Source organism: Acinetobacter sp. V104_13 (genome assembly GCF_031798995.1).
GTDB classification, from domain to species: Bacteria; Pseudomonadota; Gammaproteobacteria; order Pseudomonadales; family Moraxellaceae; genus Acinetobacter; species Acinetobacter pittii.
In genome coordinates this window covers 53,895-76,043 of record NZ_JAVQNP010000022.1, presented here as the reverse complement: position 1 = coordinate 76,043, position 22,149 = coordinate 53,895, and the positions used below count along the sequence as shown (strand labels likewise).

Annotated in this window: 15 protein-coding genes and 1 pseudogene; 3 read left to right on the top strand and 13 right to left on the bottom strand. The window is 40.1% G+C overall.

What is annotated here, in order from left to right:
- Nucleotides 1-74 precede the first annotated feature (74 nt).
- The 4 genes from acnD to RMB06_RS07455 all read right to left on the bottom strand — a co-directional run bounded on the left by acnD (nucleotide 75) and on the right by RMB06_RS07455 (nucleotide 5,695).
- On the bottom strand, nucleotides 75-2,681 hold the full coding sequence (acnD, locus tag RMB06_RS07470; protein ID WP_311078993.1) for a Fe/S-dependent 2-methylisocitrate dehydratase AcnD: 2,607 nt from the start codon (nucleotides 2,679-2,681) through the stop codon (nucleotides 75-77).
- Complete coding sequence (gene prpC, locus RMB06_RS07465; protein ID WP_002120737.1) at nucleotides 2,681-3,838, bottom strand: 2-methylcitrate synthase; 1,158 nt, start codon at nucleotides 3,836-3,838, stop codon at nucleotides 2,681-2,683. The genes acnD and prpC overlap by 1 nt, the downstream gene beginning before the upstream one ends.
- 269 nt (nucleotides 3,839-4,107) lie before the next feature.
- The gene (gene prpB, locus RMB06_RS07460; protein ID WP_005071840.1) at nucleotides 4,108-4,992 is read right to left on the bottom strand and encodes a methylisocitrate lyase; all 885 of its coding nucleotides are present in this window, start codon (nucleotides 4,990-4,992) and stop codon (nucleotides 4,108-4,110) included.
- Nucleotides 4,985-5,695, bottom strand: a complete 711-nt coding sequence (locus RMB06_RS07455) for a GntR family transcriptional regulator (RefSeq protein WP_311078992.1) — start codon at nucleotides 5,693-5,695, stop codon at nucleotides 4,985-4,987. The genes prpB and RMB06_RS07455 overlap by 8 nt, the downstream gene beginning before the upstream one ends.
- A gap of 45 nt (nucleotides 5,696-5,740) precedes the next feature.
- Here RMB06_RS07455 and RMB06_RS07450 point away from each other — a divergent pair, with 45 nt between their 5' ends.
- Both RMB06_RS07450 and RMB06_RS07445 read left to right on the top strand, forming a co-directional pair.
- Nucleotides 5,741-5,875: a hypothetical protein gene (locus RMB06_RS07450; RefSeq protein WP_311078991.1), complete on the top strand. Its 135-nt coding sequence runs from the start codon at nucleotides 5,741-5,743 to the stop codon at nucleotides 5,873-5,875.
- A 335-nt stretch (nucleotides 5,876-6,210) separates the two neighbouring features.
- Nucleotides 6,211-7,425 carry an amino acid aminotransferase gene (locus RMB06_RS07445; RefSeq protein WP_016142558.1) on the top strand — a complete coding sequence of 405 codons (1,215 nt, stop codon included), beginning with the start codon at nucleotides 6,211-6,213 and terminating at the stop codon, nucleotides 7,423-7,425.
- Between the two features lie 48 nt (nucleotides 7,426-7,473).
- Here RMB06_RS07445 and dld read toward each other — a convergent pair whose 3' ends face one another.
- The 4 genes from dld to lldP all read right to left on the bottom strand — a co-directional run bounded on the left by dld (nucleotide 7,474) and on the right by lldP (nucleotide 13,197).
- Nucleotides 7,474-9,180, bottom strand: coding sequence for a D-lactate dehydrogenase (dld, locus tag RMB06_RS07440; protein WP_311078990.1), 1,707 nt, complete (start codon nucleotides 9,178-9,180; stop codon nucleotides 7,474-7,476).
- A 435-nt stretch (nucleotides 9,181-9,615) separates the two neighbouring features.
- Complete coding sequence (lldD, locus tag RMB06_RS07435) at nucleotides 9,616-10,761, bottom strand: FMN-dependent L-lactate dehydrogenase LldD (RefSeq protein WP_213689040.1); 1,146 nt, start codon at nucleotides 10,759-10,761, stop codon at nucleotides 9,616-9,618.
- Nucleotides 10,758-11,510, bottom strand: a complete 753-nt coding sequence (lldR, locus tag RMB06_RS07430) for a transcriptional regulator LldR (protein WP_311078989.1) — start codon at nucleotides 11,508-11,510, stop codon at nucleotides 10,758-10,760. The genes lldD and lldR overlap by 4 nt, the downstream gene beginning before the upstream one ends.
- 19 nt (nucleotides 11,511-11,529) lie before the next feature.
- Entirely contained in the window at nucleotides 11,530-13,197 is a 1,668-nt protein-coding gene (gene lldP, locus RMB06_RS07425) for an L-lactate permease (RefSeq protein WP_311078988.1), read from the bottom strand.
- Nucleotides 13,198-13,571: 374 nt separating this feature from the next.
- Here lldP and RMB06_RS07420 point away from each other — a divergent pair, with 374 nt between their 5' ends.
- Complete coding sequence (locus RMB06_RS07420) at nucleotides 13,572-14,942, top strand: phosphomannomutase CpsG (RefSeq protein ID WP_311078987.1); 1,371 nt, start codon at nucleotides 13,572-13,574, stop codon at nucleotides 14,940-14,942.
- Nucleotides 14,943-14,969: 27 nt separating this feature from the next.
- Here RMB06_RS07420 and RMB06_RS07415 read toward each other — a convergent pair whose 3' ends face one another.
- From RMB06_RS07415 to RMB06_RS07395, 5 genes and pseudogenes are all read right to left on the bottom strand, one after another.
- Nucleotides 14,970-16,811, bottom strand: a complete 1,842-nt coding sequence (locus tag RMB06_RS07415; RefSeq protein ID WP_311078986.1) for an LTA synthase family protein — start codon at nucleotides 16,809-16,811, stop codon at nucleotides 14,970-14,972.
- Between the two features lie 69 nt (nucleotides 16,812-16,880).
- Nucleotides 16,881-17,807, bottom strand: a pseudogene (locus tag RMB06_RS07410) (acyltransferase family protein); the annotation flags it as partial.
- 285 nt (nucleotides 17,808-18,092) lie between these two features.
- On the bottom strand, nucleotides 18,093-19,112 hold the full coding sequence (gene galE, locus RMB06_RS07405) for a UDP-glucose 4-epimerase GalE (protein ID WP_311078985.1): 1,020 nt from the start codon (nucleotides 19,110-19,112) through the stop codon (nucleotides 18,093-18,095).
- Entirely contained in the window at nucleotides 19,105-20,775 is a 1,671-nt protein-coding gene (gene pgi / locus RMB06_RS07400) for a glucose-6-phosphate isomerase (protein ID WP_311078984.1), read from the bottom strand. Before pgi ends, galE begins: the two co-directional genes overlap by 8 nt.
- Entirely contained in the window at nucleotides 20,772-22,034 is a 1,263-nt protein-coding gene (locus RMB06_RS07395) for a nucleotide sugar dehydrogenase (protein WP_311078983.1), read from the bottom strand. Before RMB06_RS07395 ends, pgi begins: the two co-directional genes overlap by 4 nt.
- Between the last annotated feature and the right edge of the window lie 115 nt (nucleotides 22,035-22,149).

Genomic DNA, 22,149 nt, shown 5'->3' with positions numbered 1-22,149 from the left:
GAGGCTTAAAAAATAAAGCCATATTTAAAATATGGCTTTATTGTACAAAAATCAATCTACTTTTTACTATTTAATCAAGCCACTTGGCCTTCTAAAAAGTCTTGCGCAAAACGCTGTAATACACCGCCCGCTTCATATACAGAAACTTCTTCTTCTGTATCTAAACGGCAGGTCACAGGTACTTCAAGAATCTCTTCTTTACCATCCGCTGTAGCACGCTCAATCACTAAAGTTAAAGTCGAACGTGGCGCAATATTACCAATCACGCTGTAAAGCTCTGTACCATCTAGTTTTAAAGACTTGCGGTTTACACCCGGTTTAAACTCAAGAGGTAACACGCCCATCCCCACTAAGTTGGTACGGTGAATACGCTCAAAACCTTCTGCCACAATCGCTTCAACACCTGCAAGGCGTACACCTTTTGCAGCCCAGTCACGGCTTGAACCCTGACCGTAGTCAGCACCCGCGATAATAATTAACGGTTGCTTACGGTTCATGTAGGTTTCAATCGCTTCCCACATACGCATCACTTCGCCTTCTGGCTCTACACGCGCTTTTGAACCTTGCTTAATGGTACCGTCTGAACGAACCACCATTTCGTTATAGAGTTTCGGGTTGGCAAATGTTGCACGTTGTGCAGTCAAATGGTCACCACGGTGGGTTGCATATGAGTTAAAGTCTTCTTCTGGTACGCCCATTTTGTGAAGATATTCACCCGCAGCCGAGTCCATTAAAATCGCATTTGAAGGCGACAAGTGGTCGGTAGTGATGTTGTCACCCAAAATCGCAAGTGGACGCATGTTCGCCAAAGTACGTGGTGCAGCCAACGCCCCTTCCCAATATGGTGGACGGCGGATGTAAGTACTTTGCGGACGCCAGTCATAAAGTGGGCTCTTCGCTTGCTCAACTTCGCCCAAGTCAAACATTGGAATGTAGACTTTACGGAACTGTTCAGGCTTCACAGCTTCTTTTACTAATGCATCAATTTCAGCATCAGATGGCCAGATGTCTTTCAGATAAATCGGGTTACCGTCTTTGTCATGACCTAATGCATCTTTTTCGATGTCAAAACGAATCGTGCCCGCAATTGCATATGCCACAACAAGTGGTGGAGATGCCAAGAACGCTTGTTTTGCATAAGGATGGATACGGCCATCGAAGTTACGGTTACCAGAGAGTACTGCTGTTGCGTACAAGTCACGGTCAATAATTTCTTCTTGAATGACTGGATCTAACGCACCCGACATACCGTTACACGTCGTACAAGCGTAAGCCACAATACCAAAACCAAGTTGCTCTAAGTCTTTTAGAACACCCGCTTCTTCAAGGTAAAGTGCAGCCGCTTTTGAACCTGGTGCAAATGATGATTTCACCCAAGGTTTACGAACTAAACCAAGTTCATTTGCCTTACGTGCCAACAAACCTGCCGCCACAGTGTTACGTGGGTTAGAAGTATTGGTACACGAAGTAATTGCGGCAATAATGATTGCACCATCTGGCATTAAGCCATCAGAACGGTTTTCAACAACACCTGCAATGCCTTTTTCTTTTAGGTCCGCAGTTGAAACACGTGCATGTGGGTTTGATGGGCCAGCAATGTTACGTGTGACTGTCGATAGGTCAAAACGTAGTACACGTGGGTACTCTGCTTTGGTCATTTCAGATGCCCAAAGGCCGATTTCTTTTGCGTACTGTTCAACCAATGCCACTTGAGCATCTTCACGGCCTGTTAGACGTAAGTAGTCAATCGTGTTTTGGTCGATGTAGAACATTGCAGCTGTAGCGCCATATTCTGGTGTCATGTTCGAAATGGTTGCACGGTCGCCCACAGACATGCTGTCAGCACCTTCACCAAAGAACTCAAGGTATGCACCAACAACGCGTTCTTTACGCAAGAATTCAGTTAGAGCAAGTACGATATCTGTTGCAGTAATGCCTGCTTGACGTTGACCTACAAACTCAACACCAATAATGTCTGGCAGACGCATCCAAGATGCACGGCCTAACATCACGTTTTCAGCCTCTAAGCCACCAACACCCACAGAAATTACGCCCAAAGCGTCTGTATGTGGTGTATGTGAGTCTGTGCCGACACATGTGTCTGGGAATGCTACGCCATCACGCGCCTGAATCACCGGAGACATTTTCTCTAGGTTAATCTGGTGCATAATGCCGTTCCCCGCAGGGATCACATCGACATTTTTAAATGCAGTTTTGGTCCACTCAATAAAGTGGAAACGGTCTTCGTTACGGCGGTCTTCAACAGCACGGTTTTTTGCAAAAGCGTCTGGGTCAGCACCACCGTATTCCACTGCTAAAGAGTGGTCGACAATGAGCTGTGTTGGCACAACTGGGTTAACTTTAGATGGGTCGCCGCCTTTGTCAGCAATCGCATCACGCAAGCCTGCAAGGTCAACCAATGCAGTTTGGCCTAGGATGTCATGACACACCACGCGCGCAGGATACCAAGGAAAGTCTAAGTCCTGACGGCGCTCAATTAACTGCGTTAAATAAGCAGTTAAATTCTCGGCATCGGCACGGCGTACCAATTGCTCTGCAAGTACTTTAGAGGTGTAAGGCAGTCTTTCGTATGCGCCTGGCTGAATATCTTCAACGGCTTGACGCACGTCGTAATATTCAAGCTGGGTACCTGCCAGCGGTTTACGGTATTTTGTGTTCATTAACCACGCTCCGCCAATGGTTTAAATTCGAGGTTTTCAGGGCCTGTGTAGTTCGCGCTTGGACGAATAATTTTGCCGTCTTGGCGTTGTTCAATCACGTGCGCTGACCAGCCTGCTGTACGTGCAATTACGAATAACGGTGTGAACATGGCAGTTGGAACACCCATTAAGTGATAGCTTACCGCACTGAACCAGTCGAGGTTCGGGAACATGTTTTTCACTTCTTTCATCACTGCTTCTAAACGCTCAGCAATGAGGTACATCTTGGTGTTCTCTTGTGCTTGTGCTAAGTCATGTGCCACTTTCTTGATCACTTCGTTACGTGGGTCAGAAACTGTATATACAGGGTGACCAAAACCAATCACGACTTCTTTATTTTCAACACGTTTACGGATGTCAGCTTCAGCTTCGTCTGCGTTGTCATAACGCTGTTGAATGACGAATGCAACTTCGTTTGCACCACCGTGCTTAGGTCCGCGAAGTGCACCAATACCGCCTGTAATTGCCGAGTACATGTCAGAGCCTGTACCTGCAACCACACGTGAAGTAAATGTAGACGCGTTAAACTCGTGCTCAGCATACAAAATAAGCGATGTATGCATTGCTTGAATCCATTCTTCAGATGGTTTTTCGCCATGAAGTAAATGTAAGAAATGCGCTGCAATTGAGTCGTCATCAGTTTCAACTTCAATACGACGACCGTTATTGCTGAAGTGATACCAATAAAGCAGCATTGAGCCTAGGCTTGCCATTAATTTGTCAGCAATGTCTTTTGCGCCCGCTTCATTGTGGTCTTCGTGTTCTGGCGTTAAACAACCTAGCACTGAAACACCTGTACGCATCACGTCCATTGGGTGTGCAGACGGAGGAAGTTGTTCAAGTGCAGTTTTAAGTGCTGCCGGTAAGCCACGAAGTGCTTTTAATTTTGCTTTATAGGCTTTGAGTTCAGCTTTGTTTGGTAATTTGCCATGTACGAGCAAGTGAGCAACTTCTTCAAACTGGCTACCCGCTGCAAGGTCAAGAATGTCATAGCCACGATAGTGCAAGTCGTTACCGCTACGTCCTACGGTACACAGTGCTGTGTTGCCTGCAACTTGTCCGCTAAGTGCAACTGATTTTTTTGGTTTGAAGCCTGTTGTTGTTTCATTTGAGCTCATAAGATTGTCCTTTCCTATCTATCTGAATTTATTTATTAAGCACGACGGAGTCGTACCATTTTCACTTCTTATTTCAGGATTAACCTTCGGTTCGACCTACTTTTCTTTCGGGAAAAGTAGGCAAAACCATTGTCATCTGCAAAACTCGTCCACAACCATCGAATATCCTATCTATCGCAGAACCATTTTTTAAAAATGTAGTCCTGTCTCAAACAGTTGCAGATGACGCCTCCGAGTATCAGATTCCAATTAATCAACTTTTTAATTTATTACTTCTTTTTAGCAAATGCGTTGTCTAAGTAGTCTTCAAACGCATAATAGTTAATGCGTTCATATAACTCTTTACGCGTTTGCATAATATCAATCACGTTCTTTTGCGTGCCTTCTTTACGCAAGGTTTCATACACAGTTTCGGCTGCTTTGTTCATGGCACGGAAAGCAGAAAGCGGATAAAGCGCAAGGCTTACATCGGCAGATGCTAACTCTTCAGTGGTAAACAGTGGTGTAGAACCAAATTCGGTAATGTTCGCCAAAATTGGTGCGCCAGTCTTCTGAGCAAATTGCTTGTACATATCAAGCTCGGTAATTGCTTCAGGGAACAACATGTCTGCACCCGCTTCAATGTAGGCTCCCGCACGGTCAATTGCAGCTTGTAAGCCATCTACGGCCAATGCATCAGTACGTGCCATAATCACGAAGCTGTCATCACCACGTGCATCGACCGCAGCTTTAATACGGTCAACCATTTCTTCTTGAGTCACAATGGCTTTGTTCGGACGGTGACCACAACGTTTTGCGCCCACTTGGTCTTCAATGTGCATTGCCGCAGCACCAAACTTGATGAGTGCTTTTGTCGTACGAGCAATGTTAAATGCAGAAGCACCAAAACCTGTGTCCGCATCGACCAACAATGGAAGATCACATACATCGGTAATACGGCGTACGTCTGTCAACACGTCATCAAGGTTACTGATTCCCAAATCAGGTAAGCCTAAAGAACCAGCTGCTACACCACCACCTGATAAGTAAATCGCTTTATAACCTGCACGTTTTGCCAAAAGTGCATGATTGGCGTTGATGGTTCCAACCACTTGTAATGGCTTTTCTTGGGCTACTGCATCGCGAAATAGCTGACCTGCGGATTGTTTAGCCATTGTTATGTTCTCCTTGTGCTTGTAGCAGTGTTTGCTCAATAATTTTGTAAGAAGCATTGATATGTCGATGCATGAGCAGCTCGGCAAGTTCACCATCGCCTTCTGCAATTGCATCTAAAATACGGATATGTTCATCCCAAGCTTTGCTTGGTCGATCAGGTGTGTTTGAAAACTGAATTCGGTACATGCGAATGAGGTGATAGAGCTCATCACATAGCATTTTTTCTAAGGTTTTATTGCCACTACTTTTGATAATGCAGTAGTGAAAATCGTCCTGCCCTTCTTGCAAGTAATATCCTTTACCTGCTTTAAAATTTTCATCTTCGGCATGCATACGCAATACATCACGTAGCGCCAAAATTTGCTTTTTATCAATATGCTGTGCAGCAAGTTTGCAAGCCAAACCTTCTAAAGACGCACGAATTTGGTAAAGCTCTTTGAACTGTTGCAGTGAGAGCGAAACCACGCGCGCACCCACATGAGCAGTGCGCTCAACCAAACGTTGACCTTCAAGGCGATGAATTGCTTCACGCAATGGCCCACGGCTAATGCCATAAGTGCGCGCCAGTTCAGGCTCAGAAATTTTGCTACCCGCCGGAATTTGACCCAAAACAATCGCCGTCTGTATTTGTTTAAATACATTCTCGGTCAGTGTTCTTCCCTGACTTTGTAGTGGCGCTGGTGCGAAGGTCAAATCTTGCATATTGTCGACAATTTTTAATCAATTATGAGTTTTATAGCGGTATGAATGAAAAAAATCAAGGTGATTGTTGACACTTTACAGAACGCATCAGGTCAATTTTTATCGTTTGACCTGTTATTTCACCTTATATTTATAGCATTACACCACTTACCAATTAGCACTTATAAAACAGTTATTTAATATTATTTTACCTATAAATTTATGGCACTTTTTTAGTTGCTTTTCGGCCTCTCATCTTTTGTTTCAAACTTTAGTCTACAACCAATGTATTACAGCAAGATTGTAGACAATCTGCTTGAATGAAAGCATGAGTTAGAAATTAGTTTCTATTTACCGTAATTTCTTTTAAATCTTTTTATCATTTTCATCCAGAAAATATCGATATTAGTGAAATTATCAGGTGCTTCACGGTAGCTTTATTGATACATTATTGAGCATCGACATAGTTGTGGCGTATTTTTCGAGACAGAAAAAACCCAGCACTATGCATATTGTTGAATGAAAGGACTTTTTTGATGTTTCAACATATCCCCCCATACGCAGGCGATCCAATTCTCTCTTTAATGGAACAGTTCAATGCTGATACTCGTTCTGGAAAAGTGAACTTGAGTATTGGTCTTTACTATAACGAAGACAGTATTGTTCCTCAGTTAGAGACCATTATTGAAGCGCAAAAGCGTATCGAGCCTAAAAACGGTAAAACCAAACTTTATTTGCCAATGGAAGGCTTCAAACCTTACCGTGAAGCAATTCAAGCACTTTTATTTGGTGCAAACAGCCCAGCAGTTAAAGCTGGCCGTGCTGTAACCATCCAAACACTTGGTGGTTCAGGTGCATTGAAAGTTGGTGCGGATTTCTTAAAAACTTATTTCCCAAATTCTGACGTTTGGGTAAGCCAACCAACTTGGGATAACCACGTTGCGATTTTCAATGGCGCTGGCATCAAAACTCATTTCTACCCATATTTCGACAACGAAACACGTGGTGTAGATTTTGACGGTATGCTTTCTACACTTAAAACTTTGCCTGAGCAAAGCATTGTGTTATTGCACCCATGCTGCCATAACCCAACTGGTGCTGACTTAAACCCAGCGCAATGGGACCAAGTAATTGCAGTATTAAAAGACCGTAACCTTATTCCATTCCTAGACATCGCTTACCAAGGTTTTGGTGACGGTATGGAAGAAGATGCGTATGCAATTCGTGCTTTAGACCAAGCGGGTCTAAACTTCATTGTGAGCAACTCATTCTCTAAAATCTTCTCTTTATATGGCGAGCGCGTTGGCGGCTTAACTTTCGTATGTGATGATGCAGAAGCTGCTCAGTGCACATTCGGTCAGTTAAAAGCGACTGTACGCCGTATTTACTCTAGCCCTCCTACAACAGGCGCTTGGTTAGTTGATGAAGTGTTAAATGACGCTGAACTTAACCAACAATGGCAAGGTGAAGTGAAAGAGATGCGTGAGCGTATTATTAAAATGCGTAGCATCTTGAAAGATGAACTTACTAAAGCATTACCAGACCGTGACTTTAGCTACCTTGTAAACCAAAAAGGTATGTTCAGCTATACAGGATTAACTGCTGAGCAAGTGGATATCTTGCGTGAAGAATATGCAATCTACTTAGTACGTAGTGGTCGTATTTGTGTAGCAGGTTTAAACATGAACAATGTTTACACTGTTGCAAAAGCGATGGCTGAAGTGCTTGCTAAATCAGTAGAAGCAGCATAAGACATCTATTAAAAAAGGCGCTTCGGCGCCTTTTTTTATGTCTCAATATTACGATTTAGCCTTGCCCCAATATTTCAGTTTTGAGGTATGTCCAATACCCACATTAAAGCTGTTGGTTGGGTCGAGTTTTTGGTAGAAATTGGCTAAGGCAGGTTTAGCAATGTAGAGATGCCCGACATTATGCTCTGCCGGATATTCAGCACGGCGCGCGTCCAATAACTTCCACATTTGATGTTCCATTTCTAATGGGTCATGGCCCTTTTTAAGAATATAGTCCTGATGAAAAACATGACAAAAGAAATGCCCATAATAGAGTTTATGGAGGATTTTATTTTCCATCTCGGCTGGTAGTTGCTCTACCCACTCACGGTCATTACGACGTAACGCAATATCAAGCGCCACAATATCTTCAACTTCACTACGGTGCGTATCACGATAACGAATTGCCGCCCCCGCAATCGCAAAGCGGTGCAAGAACGCCTTTCGGCCTTCTTCTTCGCTACACACGAAATAGCTACCTGACGGATGCACTGCAAAATATTCTTTTAAAAACTGCTCGGTCTGAGCTTTTGAATTATTTTCGACACGTAAAACTAAATGGTGCTCATAACGATCTCGATATTCGGTCATATGCTTCGGCAAATGACTCGGTAAAAAGAAGGTAATCGCCTGTAAAATATGATCCGTTAAGCCTTTAATTTTAAATCGTTCTAAAAAGCCATCGACTTTATCTTTCATCGCAAAAGCTTTGGGAACATTGGCTGTGCCGAACTTTTCAATAAACAAGAACGTGTCTTTCCCGTACTTCTCACCAATCAAATAAGCATCTCGATGAATATATTCACCTGCAATCGGTAGGCTTGGCAGCGAGGTGAGTAAGTAACGACGAATGGCTGTTAAATCATCGGCATCATTAGTACCAATATAAAAGACATTACTTTCTACTTTTTCATAGGTATCAAGGCGCACGGCAAACACACAAACTTTACCTGCCGAACCTGAGGCTTCAAACAAACGTGACGGGTCTGCATTAAAACGCGCAGGCGTATCTTCATCGACTTGAGTCACATCGTGGGCATAACGATGGTCCGATGCCTGCTTTTCGCTATCATCTAAAATATCTACGGCTTGGTATTGTTGCTTCTCTAAACGAGTTAAAATTTCTTCAGGAGTCGAGCCTAAATTCACACCTAAATGGTTCACCAGTTCTAATTGACCAGCAGCATTGACCTGAGCATATAACGCCAGTTCAGTATACGCAGGACCACGGCGTACCAAGGCACCGCCAGAATTATTACACACACCGCCCAGTACCGAAGCACCAATACAAGATGAACCAATTACTGAATGTGGTTCACGGTCATAACCTTTTAAAATTTGTTCTAAATTATCTAAGGTTGCACCTGGTAAACAAATGACTTGCTTGCCGTCATGGATGACTTGAATACCCTTTAATCGGCGAGTACTCATTACTAAAACAGGACGATCATAATCATCGCCATATGGGGTTGAACCACCAGTGAGTCCTGTATTTGCCGCCTGCATAATCACAATACAGTCTGCCTCAATTGCAGCCTGCAACACTTGCCATTGCTCAAGCAAGGTCCCTGGTACAACCACTGCAAGTACTTTCCCCTCGCCAAAACGACGACCTTGACGGTACTGACGCGTACTTTGATCATCGGTCAAAACATAAGAACGCCCTACAATATTTTGTAAGCGTTCGATCACTGCTTGAGGGGAAAATGTTTGCATGATGGTTTCCTTTTGGTCATCCATACCACATAGTTTTTTTAAATTTAGAGCAACACGACGTAGTCTTACAGGGAAAACTTCGATGTAAGCAGCTCATTCTGTTACTTTGGTTTTGCCCAAAGTAACCAAAGGCACTGTCACTTACAGAACCTGTTCGCTGTAGCCATTTTTCAATTTACATTGCAAAAACAAATCCTTGCTCATACCACGCAGGCTGTAAGTGACGCTTAGCACAGTAGCTAATTTCTTAATCCAATTGGCGACGCGTTGGCGGCATGGATGCCGCCGTTTCGATGCGGTAGCAAGGACGTACCGTCATCGAAACTAAAGTTTTTGGTTACTTTTTTAAAAAAGTAACGTCAATTAGCTACTTACATTGAACTTTTTCCGATAAGACTCCGTCGTGCCAATATCATCAAAGTTAATACGGAAATGTTAGAACTTCATCGCCTGCACTAAACAATCCGCATTAATATCCTTAATCGACTTAGCACCCGTTAAGGTCATCGCAACACGCATTTCTTTATCGATCAAATCAAGCAAGTTCGACACCCCTTGCCCACCTGCTGCCGCCAAGGCATAAACAAATGCACGGCCAAGTAAAACCGTATCGGCACCGAGCGCCAACATACGCACCACGTCTAAACCATTACGAATGCCTGAGTCAGCCAAAATGGCCAAATCACCTTTGACGGCATCGGCAATTGCAGGCAATGCACGAGCAGACGACATCACACCATCTAACTGACGACCACCATGATTCGACACCACAATACCGTCAGCACCAAAACGCACCGCATCTTTGGCATCTTCAGGATCTAAAATGCCCTTAATCACCATTGGGCCATCCCAAAATTCACGAATCCACTCAAGGTCTTTCCATGAAATGGATGGGTCAAAGTTCGAACCTAACCAACCAATATAGTCTTCAAGCCCAGTCGGTTTACCTAAATATTTAGAGATATTGCCCAAGTCGTGCGGACGACCCATTAAGCCGACATTCCATGACCAATGTGGGTGGAACATAGACTGCATATAACGGCGCATCGCAGCATTTGGCCCACTCATACCCGAATGGGCATCACGGTAACGTGCACCCGGCACAGGCATATCTACGGTAAACACAAGTGTTGAGCAGCCTGCCGCTTTTGCACGTTCCAAAGCATTACGCATAAAACCACGGTCGCGTAATACATAAAGCTGGAACCACATCGGGCGATTAATTGCAGGTGCAACTTCTTCAATCGGACAAACAGAAACCGTTGAAAGCGTAAATGGAATGCCCTTTTTGTCGGCTGCCATCGCCGCTTGAACTTCGCCACGGCGCGCATACATACCTGTTAAGCCTACAGGTGCCAAAGCAACTGGCATCGACAATGTTTCATTAAACAGTTTTGTCTCTAAACTTAACGCTGACATGTCATTGAGTACACGTTGACGCAATGCAATTTCTGACAAATCTTGTACGTTACGCTTTAAGGTATATTCCGAATACGCTCCACCATCGATGTAGTGAAATAAAAATGGAGGTAAGCGACGTTGTGCCGCAGCACGATAATCATTGCCAGAAGAAATAATCATTTTGAATCAACTCTATTTAAACGATTTGCACGTTTCTGGCGAGCTTCATCTTCATCCAGAGAACGCACATGATTAATCACAAATTCAATATGACCGCAGACAGCTTGGCGTGCGGCCTCGGGATCTTTACGATCAATAGCATCCATTACCTGAAAATGCTGCTCGCTCAGCAAGTCACCATTTACGGGGTCGTTATAAACTTTTTTACGTCCTAACAAGACGTTGTATTGCAGCAAATCAAACAGACTACGCATCATTTGGATCAGCACCACATTGTGAGATGCTTCAGCAATCGCTAAATGGAATTCAGCATCGGCTACTGCCGCCTGTGCCGAGTCACCCGCATTTTGATGGCGGCTAATTTCATTAAAATAATGATGAATTTTGACGCGATCTTCAGGCGTTGAGCGTAATGCGGCATACCAAGCAGTGCCACCTTCAAGTAATAACCGCGCCTCTTGCACATCGAAACGGTAGAGCGGATCTTCTTCAATCAGGTTGCTAATCGGGTTCACAATCAGTTGCTGTGGCCACTGTTCAGGTAACTGCTGAATATAGGTCCCATCACCGCGGCGGCTACTGAGCACCCCTTGACTATTGAGCTGTTGAATCGCTTCACGCAAAGACGGACGAGAAACCCTTAAGCTAGTTGCAAGCTGGCGTTCGGCAGGCAAACGGTCACCTTTTTTCATGTGACGTTCTTCAATTAATGCCTGCAATTTCATGACCACTTGATCGGAGATTCTCATCGCGTTTCCTTCACTGGAGTTATGGAATCATCCACGGAACAAGATAAGCCTGAACCGTAATAATGATGCCAACAAAGACAGTGAATATGATGCTATGTTTTACCGTGAAACGGAACAAGTCAGACTCTTTTCCAACTAAGCCTACTGCGGCACAAGCAATCGCAATCGACTGCGGAGAAATCATCTTACCTGTCACGCCTCCACTGGTATTAGCAGCCACCAGTAACACTTCTGGAATACCAATTTGCTGCGCTGTAGTTGCCTGTAGAGCCGAGAACAAAGCGTTTGAAGAGGTATCTGAACCTGTAAGGAACACTCCAAGCCAGCCCAAAAATGGTGAGAAGAAAGTAAACGCATGACCCGTATGCGATAGAGCCAAAGCCAAAGTTGCAGATAAACCTGAATAGTTCGCAATAAAAGCAAACGCTAACACCATACCAATCGAGTAAATCGGTGTTTTCAACTCATTGAGTGTTTCACCAAAAGTCGTTAGTGCCTCACTTGCTTTCATTTTCAAGAAAATAGCAGTGATGATTGCAGCAATAAAAATTGCAGTACCTGTTGCAGAGAACCAGTCAAACTTATAAATCGCTTCATATGGTTTCATCTCTGCCACAATTGGTGGCATTTTTTCGACCAATTTATGCAAATACGGTACTTCAAGTTTAAAAATCCAGTGCTCAAGAGCGCCATCTTTTGCAAATAATGCTTTAAATGGCTTAATACTCCAGATGGTGACCATCACGGTTAAGATGGCAAATGGAGACCATGCCTTCACAATTTTGCCAATGCTATAACGTTGAACCGTAGTAGGTTGTTGAGTTAAAGTTTGACCCGCCTCAGGTTCAAAACGGAAAATATGTTTTGGTTTCCAAACACGGAACAGTAAAGTTAAGCTCACTAATGATGCAATTGCTGCGGTAATGTCTGGTAATTCAGGGCCAATGAAGTTAGAAGTGAGATACTGAGCAATCGCAAACGAACCACCACCGACAACTACCGCAGGCCAAGTTTCTTTAACACCACGCCAGCCATCCATAATCGCCATAATCCAGAACAGCACGATCAGCGTTAAAAACGGCAACTGACGACCCACCATCTGGCTAATTTCCATGGTATCTACACCAGAAACCTGTCCTGCCACAATAATTGGAATACCCATTGCACCGAATGCCACTGGTGCTGTATTTACGATCAAACATAAACCAGCAGCGTAAAGTGGCTTAAAGCCTAAACCAACAAGGAGTGCAGCGGTAATTGCTACAGGAGCACCAAAACCCGCCGCCCCTTCAAGGAAAGTACCGAATGCAAAACCAACCAATAGCATTTGCAGACGTTGGTCTTCGGTAATCGACAAAATGCTTGAACGAATAACCTCAAACTGACCTGTTTTTACCGAAATTTTGTATAGAAAAACTGCCCCAATAATGATCCATGAAATTGGCCATAGACCGTAGAAGAAACCGTAAATGATTGACGCAAAGGCCATTTGACCCGGCATTTGATAGAAAAAGAGCGCAATCAATAATGCAATAATGACTGTGCCCGTACCCGCGATACTGCCTTTTAAACGAAAAACTGCTAGTGCTAAAAAGAAGAAAATAATCGGGATTAATGCAACCGCACTGGACAGCCAAATATTATTTAAAGGGTCATAAAGTTGTTGCCACATATTGAGCATTGTCATCTCCTTGAAATGCCGGGGCGAATTTTTGTACCTTAAATTCTTAAACATTCAACACAATTGGTATGACCAATTAAAAATTAAGTGCAAATGTTGTTCCTTAAACCACAGACCGCATCATAAACACAGATATTGGCAAGATCAATCATTAAATAATCACTATAATTGGTAAGACCAATATGATTAAGTAAAATCAAGACATTTCAAACTTTTGAATTTAATTATTAGACTAAAGTCGTAAAAAAGCTTTTTTATAAATTTAGATCAGGTCTATAGAAATGAAGTGAAAAATTTCAGTATAAAAACTATAAACATACCTGTTTAATGATCTATGTATAATGTGCACACAACTCAAACCACATGTATTGAATTGAATAATGACTACTTTAACGTGTTTTAAAGCTTATGATATCCGAGGCAAACTCGGCACCGAATTGAATGAAGAAATCGCCTATAAAATTGGCCGCGCTTACGGACAAATCTATAAACCAAAGACTGTGGTTGTAGGTTGTGATATTCGTCTAAGCAGTGAAACTTTAAAACAAGCGACCATCCGCGGTTTAAATGATGCGGGTGTGAATGTTCTTGATTTGGGCATGACGGGTACTGAAGAAGTGTACTTTGCAGCTTTTCATTTAGACGTACAAGGTGGTATAGAAATTACTGCGAGTCATAACCCAATGGACTATAATGGCATGAAATTAGTACGAGAAAATGCTCGTCCAATTAGTGCTGATACCGGTTTAAAAGAAATTCAGGCTTTAGCAGAAACCAATAACTTTGAAGAAGTTAGTCAAAAAGGTACAACGCAAAGCTATAACATTTTGCCTGAGTTCGTTGACCATCTACTGACTTATATTGAACCTGCAAAAATCCGTCCATTAAAGTTAGTGGTAAACGCAGGTAATGGTGCAGCTGGTCATGTGATTGATGCCATTGAAGAAAAATTTAAAGCGCTTAATGTACCAGTTGAATTTATTAAAATTCATCATGAAGCAGATGGTACTTTCCCAAATGGCATCCCTAACCCAATTTTAATTGAAAACCGTGACAGTACCCGAAATGCTGTTCTTGAGCATAAAGCAGATATAGGTATTGCATGGGACGGCGACTTTGACCGCTGTTTCTTGTTCGATGAAAAAGGTCAATTCATTGAGGGCTACTATATTGTTGGTCTATTGGCTCAAGCTTTCTTGATTAAACAGTCAGGCGAAAAAATTGTGCATGACCCACGTTTAGTGTGGAACACATTTGATATCGTCGACGAATATAAAGGTGTTGCTGTACAGTCAAAATCGGGGCATGCATTTATTAAAGATGTTATGCGTGAACACAATGCCGTATATGGTGGTGAAATGAGTGCCCATCACTATTTCCGTGACTTTGCTTACTGCGACAGCGGGATGATTCCATGGTTACTCACCGTTGCTCTACTCTCTGAAACAGGTCAATCTCTTTCAACCCTAGTTGAAAATATGATTACTAAATTTCCTTGTAGTGGTGAAATCAACTTTAAAGTGGCTGATACACAGATCACTATTCAAAAGATTTTCGATTTCTATGCTGATCAAAATCCACAAATTGATCGTACCGATGGTGTAAGCCTCGACTTTGGTGCATGGCGTTTTAATGTGCGTGCTTCAAACACTGAGCCTTTACTACGTCTCAACATTGAAAGCCGTGCCGATCGCCAAGCTCAGCCAATGCAATATTATGTAGATGAATTGACTAGGTTAATTAAGTCTTAATAGAGTTCATATCAAAGAGATGGAACATTATTGTTCCATCTCTTTTTGCGTACTCTGCATAATCTTATAAGTATGATTATGCCCATCTAATACATCCTTATTTAGATTTTCATAACCTTTTAACAATACTTTCTTATCAAAATTACACGTTGGATTTTCATTCATAAATTTTTGGTGAATGGCACTATAACAACTCGAGACATCATCAATAAATTGATAGTAACCTGATAAAGGCAACCCTGCCAGCTTTAATAGTTTTGGAGCAACGAAACTTGCAGCAATATAAGGCTGCTTTAAAGGCTTCTTATCTAATTTATAATTACTCCACACTACAAACGGTGTCTGATAATTTTTTAAATTAGTTCGCTCAGGATCATCTTTAAAAAAATCATAACTATCATAAACTTCTTGTAGATTCGGTAAATGATCGCCAAAAGCAATTAAAATTGTTGGTCGATCTACTGTCTTTAAATATTCAGCGAGCTCTTTTAGCTTTTGGTTAGCACGCGCAGTTCCAGCAGTATAAGTACTTAATTTTTGCTTTTCAGTTTCAGATAATTCTTTGTTAAGTTTATAATTTTGTTTACCAAATCGATAATCGTTGTACATTGGGTGATTTTCAACAGTAATCGCATAAATAAACTTTGGCTGTAGCTCATTCTCTTTTAAAATAGACTTAATTGAATCAAAAATAAGATCATCTGTGACCCAACCGCCTAAATTAATAACTTTTTCTAGATCTTTATGGGCAATCATGTTTTCAAGCGATATAAATTTCTCAAACCCTAAATCTGGATATACCTTATTACGATTATAGTAGTAACTATAATTATTATGCATTGCAACTGTTTGATAACCGATTGAATTTAAATAATAAGGTAGAGCATAAGTTGGCTTCTTGAGCTTAGAAACATATAACAATTCATTTGGGAAAAAAGTTGTATTGAGGCTCGTAAGTACTTCAAACTCGACATTCGCAGTACCTCCCCCAAAAGAAGGTGACAATAAGTTAGAAACTTGATTTTTGTGGACAAAAGATAATAAATTTTTTGGTAATCCAGTTTCTAAATGATGAGAATCCCAAAAAGACTCTTCCATAATAACCACAATATTCGGATATTCCTTCTTATTCTTTTCTAATGATTGAATCAAATGATGTTGCTGAAAAATTTGCTGTATATCTTGCTCAGACATTTTCTGACTAGGCAATAATACACTCGTTACATTATCCAATACTTTAGAAATGTAAAAAGTCACAAAACCATAATCTTGAATTTTCCGATAATCACCGATCCAGTCATTTCTTGTATTTGGAAATTCCTGTAAGCTTGCACAAATCATAGGCTTATTTTTAGAAAAACAAGCGCCTGTAGGATTTCTAATGAAATTTAAATAAATTAGGCTACTACTAAGTAATCCAAAAATAATAATATTTGGTACATAGAAATGAAATGTCACCTTACTTTCTTTTCTTATTGCAATTAGCAGAGTAATAAGAAAGAAAATAATTGAAGTAAAGAAAATGAGTTGTAAATGCCATGGTGTTGCCTTCATTGCCTCAGGCACAAGAAAAATATCTTCAGGACTTAGATTACTAAATAAATATTGTTGCTTCTTTTTATTAATAAAATTTAAAAATATAACGAATAACTGACTTAAAAAAAGAGCCGTATACTTACGACCAACTACAATAAAAAATAGTTGAATGACTGCATAGTTAAAGAGAATTGAAAAAATAGCTTTTTCTGAAATCAAATAGCTATAAAACTTATTCCATGTCAGATTCATATCCCATGCAACGTATACACCTACGCAAGTGGATAAAAAGGCAATAAAGATAAATAACAGCTGTTGACGCAGAAAGGCCATAACTTAACTAAAAGGAAAAAGGCAATGGCGAATATTACCATAAAAATAATCGCCAAATTAACAGTTCTCTTAATTTGCTAAATCCACTCCCCTCTCCTTTCTTTTTAAAAACCATTTAGTCAATCCTTTCTGCATAAAGAAACTAATAATTGGTTTCTCAATAAAACGATATGAAAGCCATCCCCAAGCTATTGCACCACCAGTCAAAAGAATAATCATTATTTGTACTGTACTATTATTTATAAAATGTAATTTATTTAAAATAATTACGCTCGCTCCTAAAACAAAAAGATGCGATAAATATAAAGAATAAGATGAATCACCCAATTTCATAAGAAACTTAGAAAATATATTATCAATTTCAAATCCTCCTTTAACTTCTATTAGTAAAACAGAGAACATCAATAAGAAAGATATAGCTCCATAAGAAACTAATCTTTCAGGAACAACTCCATTAAAAAATAAAGAAAAAATTGCTATCATAAAGAAAAATATTAAGAACCATAAGTTTTTATCAGATCTATTATAAACTAAGAAATATATAATCATTCCTAATAGAAATTCTAAAATAATTGGACTAGAAATATAATGTAAATAAAATGAATCATATTTAACTAAGCTAGATATTGATAAAGCAGACAAAATAAAACCAGTAAATATATATCTATATTTATTCATCAATAATAGAGATAAAGCAAATAGTATATAAAAATGAACCTCATAAACTAAAGTCCAAGCAACCAAGACAAGATTGGTATGATTTGTATATGGAATCAACAAATATGAAGGTAATATTTTAGTAGGTTCTGCTGCACTTCTATTAATTGAATCTGGACTAATTATAAAAATTATTAATGCTATAGTTGCATATACATAAAATATTGGATAAATTCTCACAAATCTTTTATATAGGAAATCGGCAACTCCCACATCTTTATTAAATGTAATATAAACCATAATAAAACCAGAAATAATAAAGAATAGGTCTACTCCAGCTTCTCCCCATGAATAAAAGTTTTTTGCTCCACAGCATAATGTACTAGTATTGCACCACTAGCATGAAATAAGACTACAGCAAGAGCAGCCAAACCTCTTAAATATTGAATTGATTTAATCATTTTTATTCCAAAATATTAGCTAGTTCCTAGAAATTATCTAATTTAAAATCCATTCTTTGAGCAAAAGCTTGAATTTATATAAGACTAAAAAATAGTAGTAATAAAAAATTAATCTAGTTAACTCTTTATTACTACTGATTAAGCTTAAGCACTATAAATTAAATTATTTCATATAACCTGTTGGATTCTGCTTTTGCCAATTCCAACTATCTTTAAGCATATCCTCTAAACCATATTGCGGCTGCCAACCTAGCTCCGCAACTGCGCGAGCGTTATCGGCAAAAGATGTTGCTACATCGCCTGCTCGACGTGGCGCAAATTCAAAAGCAACAGGCACACCGTTAACTTGCTCAAATGTATTTTTTACTTGCAAAACCGATGAACCATTACCTGTACCAATATTCCATGCACGGCAACCTGTCGCTTCTAATCGATTATTTAGAGCACATAAATGTGCATTCGCTAAATCGACGACATGGATATAGTCACGTACCCCAGTCCCGTCTACAGTATTGTAGTCGTTACCATAAATAGATAGCTTTTCACGGCGACCTACAGCAACTTGAGTCACATAAGGCATTAAATTATTTGGAATACCTTGTGGGTCTTCACCAATACGGCCACTTTTATGGGCACCCACTGGGTTAAAATAGCGTAGTAAAGCTATCGACCATTTAGAATCTGAATTTGACAGTTTTTGCAGCAATTGCTCAACAATCAGTTTAGTATAGCCATAGTTATTACTTGGCATACCTGTTGGCATATCTTCATTTAATGGAGATATATTGGCCTCGTCATATACTGTCGCAGAAGAGCTAAACACAAGCGTATACACACCTGCTTTTTCCATCGACTTAACGAGTTGAATACTACCAGCAATATTATTATCAAAATAAATCAGCGGTTTTTCTTGACTTTCACCTACTGCCTTTAAGCCTGCGAAGTGAATTACAGCATTAATTGAATGATCTTGAAACACGCGATCAAGTTCATTTGCATTACGAATATCACCTTTAACAAAAGCTAAACTCTTTTGTGTGATATCTTGGACTCTCGTTAACGACTCTTCAGAACTGTTTGATAGATTGTCAAAAACAATAACTTCATGACCAGCATTTAAAAGCTCTACACAGGTATGTGAACCAATATAACCAGCACCACCAATAACTAGGATTTTAGCCATCTACTTTTCCTAATAATATTTTAATTAATCCACGTGTTGAGGCATCTAATGATGAAAGATCATTTTGAACCCCATTTAAAATAGGTAATAGCTGATCAGCAATCTGTTTACCTTTTTCGACACCCCATTGATCAAACGGGTTAATATTCCAAATTACAGACTGCACAAAAACTTTATGCTCATATAAAGCAATTAACATTCCCAAACTATATGGATTTAACTCTTTCAATAATAGGGTCGAACTTGGTTGGTTACCTTCATATTGCTTGTAAATCGGCAGTTTTTCTAATTCAGTTGAGTCTAAAGCTTCATTACCAAAGGCCAATAATCTTGATTGGGCCAGACAGTTCGATAACGCAAGATGATGCTGTTCGACTAAAGCGTCTGCATTTTCAACATAGGTAAAATGGTCAGCGTTATAGCGTTGGACTGGGGCAATAAAGTCACAGCTGACTGCTTGAGTTCCCTGGTGTAATAACTGATAGAAGGCATGTTGAGCATTTGGTCCAACTTCACCCCATACAATTGGGCACGTATCGAGTTCGACTTCTTGACCGTCACGTTGTACCGATTTACCATTAGATTCCATTTCAAGCTGCTGTAAATAAGCAGCGAAATACTTTAATCGACCATCATAAGGCAATACGGCATGTGTTTGAATATTTAAAAAATTATTGTTCCAAACGCCTAATAATCCCATTAAAACAGGAATATTTTGCTCATAACTTGTATTTTGAAAATGTTCATCTATTGCATGAGCACCAGCTAAGACTTGTTGAAAACCTTCAACCCCGATACTCAACGCAATAGGTAAACCAATGCATGACCACAATGAGTAACGGCCACCTACCCAGTCCCAAAGCAGTAATTGATTTTCTGGGGCAATCCCCCATTCAGTCATTTTATCTGCTTTTGTTGATACTCCAACAAAATGACTTTTTAAAACTCGGGCATGTGTTCCCAAAGTTTTTTCAAGCCACTGACGTACGGTTTGGGCATTTGATAAAGTATCAATCGTTCCAAAAGATTTTGAAGAAATAATAAATAGTGTAGTTTCTGGACGAAGTTGGTGGAGTAATTCCGATAACTGACTACCATCCATGGTCGATACAAAGTGAACATTTAAAGGTTTAGCCGTTTTCACCTTAAAATCAGATAACGCATGGGTCACCATTTGTGGTCCTAAATCAGACCCCCCCACTCCAATATTGACAACATCTTGGATCACTTCACCAGTAGCACCACGATATTGCCCTGCATGGATTTTTTCTACTAAGGCATACATACGTTCTAACTGGCTATGGACTTGAGTCGTTAACTCTGGAAACTTCGAATAGTCAACTGGCAAACGTAGTGCCCAATGCATTGCTGCACGTTGCTCTGTACAATTTACTTTGTCTTGTGAAAAAAGACGCTCTATCCATTGATTTAATTGTTTAGTTTTCGCAAGAGCAATCAATTGTTCCAAAATGTCTTTCGTAACACGATGCTTACTATAATCAAAAACTAATGGATCAAATTTTATAGAATATTGTTGAAAGCGATCCGGTTCTGAAGCGAACAATTCTTTTATATGTAACTTTGAATTTTTCTCACCCATCGCCTGTAATTTTAGTAAAGGTGAAACCAACTCTTTAGGAAATTTCTCGATAGATTTACTCATAAACGACCTACTCCTTCATAAGCAAAGCCTTTAGCCTTTACATATGCTGGGTCATAAATATTACGCCCATCCAAAATTAAAGGATGTTGCATCAATTGTTGTAACTGCTTAAAGTCAGGACTCCAGTACTGTTTCCATGCGGTAACCAAACATAAGGCATGTGCACCTCGAGCAGCCTCATATTGATCAGTACACAGTATTAAATCCTTACGGTCACCATATGTAGCGGCAATTTCATCTAATGCTTGAGCATCATGCAAACGTACCGTTACACCTTGCGCCCACAATGCAGCTAATAAAATATGAATTGGCGAGTTATGTATGCTTGAGGTATTTTCTTTGAAGGATGCACCCCAAATAGCCACGGTTTTACCATTCAAATTACAATGATAGTAATTCCACAGCTTACGGAATAAAATTTCTTTTTGTTGTTCGTTAATCGCCCATACCTGCTCTAACAGTCGACTTTTCGCCCCAGTTTCAGAAACAGTACTCGAAAGGGTTAAAATATCATGCGAAAAATTTTCACCGCCAAAACCGACTCCAGCCGATAAATAAGCCGCTCCAATACGTGTATCTGCCGCAATACCATGTTTTACATTAGCAATATCAATACCGAGTTTCTCTGCTACCATAGCTAAGTCATTCATATAACTAATGCGGGTTGCCAACATGCCAGAAATACTAAGTTTGGTAAATTCAGCGTCCAAGATCGGCATGAATAAGTATTGATAGCTAAAACGAAAGAATGGACGTAACAGCTCTTGCATTGTATCCCGCGCATGGTTGGACTCAACACCAACAATGACATGTTTTACATTCAGCACACTGTTAATGGCATTTCCCTCTTGAATTACATCAGGGAAATAGACCCACTCATCTTTTGGTAAATATTGTTTCAACTGATCAGTTCCATGTAAACCAAACGTAGAACCATTTACCATTAATCTAGGATGAACAATAGGACGTTGGCTTAACTTCTCAACCGTATTTAAAGCAAGTTGCATTTGTGTGGGGCTAAAACAGAATAAATAAACCTCAACATCAAGAGGAATAGCAGAAAAAGGACTTTCTTGTAGAAAACCCGATCTTCTTTGCTTATTTAAATAATTATTAACTTCTTGATCTTGATAGGAAAGTACAGAAATATTTTCTTCGCAGGTGACACTTGTGCACCAATAAATCTGATTGCCATATTCAGCTAGTAATGCTGCCATTACACCAGCGTGTAAGGTGGTTCCAAACACTGCGATTTTCATTGCACACCTGATTTTTTAATATTCTATAGATTTCTCTTCCCGGTAAGGGAAGAGAATATATTGATTGTTTATTATATTCAGCAGTTTTTACAAATACTTAAGTAGAACTACACAA

What these genes read in the sequence shown, in the direction of transcription:
- acnD (WP_311078993.1), bottom strand. Translation starts at nt 2,681, where the DNA reads ATGAACACAAAATACCGTAAACCGCTGGCAGGTACCCAGCTTGAATAT.
- prpC (WP_002120737.1), bottom strand. Translation starts at nt 3,838, where the DNA reads ATGAGCTCAAATGAAACAACAACAGGCTTCAAACCAAAAAAATCAGTT.
- prpB (WP_005071840.1), bottom strand. Translation starts at nt 4,992, where the DNA reads ATGGCTAAACAATCCGCAGGTCAGCTATTTCGCGATGCAGTAGCCCAA.
- RMB06_RS07455 (WP_311078992.1), bottom strand. Translation starts at nt 5,695, where the DNA reads ATGCAAGATTTGACCTTCGCACCAGCGCCACTACAAAGTCAGGGAAGA.
- RMB06_RS07450 (WP_311078991.1), top strand. Translation starts at nt 5,741, where the DNA reads ATGAAAAAAATCAAGGTGATTGTTGACACTTTACAGAACGCATCAGGT.
- RMB06_RS07445 (WP_016142558.1), top strand. Translation starts at nt 6,211, where the DNA reads ATGTTTCAACATATCCCCCCATACGCAGGCGATCCAATTCTCTCTTTA.
- dld (WP_311078990.1), bottom strand. Translation starts at nt 9,180, where the DNA reads ATGCAAACATTTTCCCCTCAAGCAGTGATCGAACGCTTACAAAATATT.
- lldD (WP_213689040.1), bottom strand. Translation starts at nt 10,761, where the DNA reads ATGATTATTTCTTCTGGCAATGATTATCGTGCTGCGGCACAACGTCGC.
- lldR (WP_311078989.1), bottom strand. Translation starts at nt 11,510, where the DNA reads ATGAGAATCTCCGATCAAGTGGTCATGAAATTGCAGGCATTAATTGAA.
- lldP (WP_311078988.1), bottom strand. Translation starts at nt 13,197, where the DNA reads ATGACAATGCTCAATATGTGGCAACAACTTTATGACCCTTTAAATAAT.
- RMB06_RS07420 (WP_311078987.1), top strand. Translation starts at nt 13,572, where the DNA reads ATGACTACTTTAACGTGTTTTAAAGCTTATGATATCCGAGGCAAACTC.
- RMB06_RS07415 (WP_311078986.1), bottom strand. Translation starts at nt 16,811, where the DNA reads ATGGCCTTTCTGCGTCAACAGCTGTTATTTATCTTTATTGCCTTTTTA.
- galE (WP_311078985.1), bottom strand. Translation starts at nt 19,112, where the DNA reads ATGGCTAAAATCCTAGTTATTGGTGGTGCTGGTTATATTGGTTCACAT.
- pgi (WP_311078984.1), bottom strand. Translation starts at nt 20,775, where the DNA reads ATGAGTAAATCTATCGAGAAATTTCCTAAAGAGTTGGTTTCACCTTTA.
- RMB06_RS07395 (WP_311078983.1), bottom strand. Translation starts at nt 22,034, where the DNA reads ATGAAAATCGCAGTGTTTGGAACCACCTTACACGCTGGTGTAATGGCA.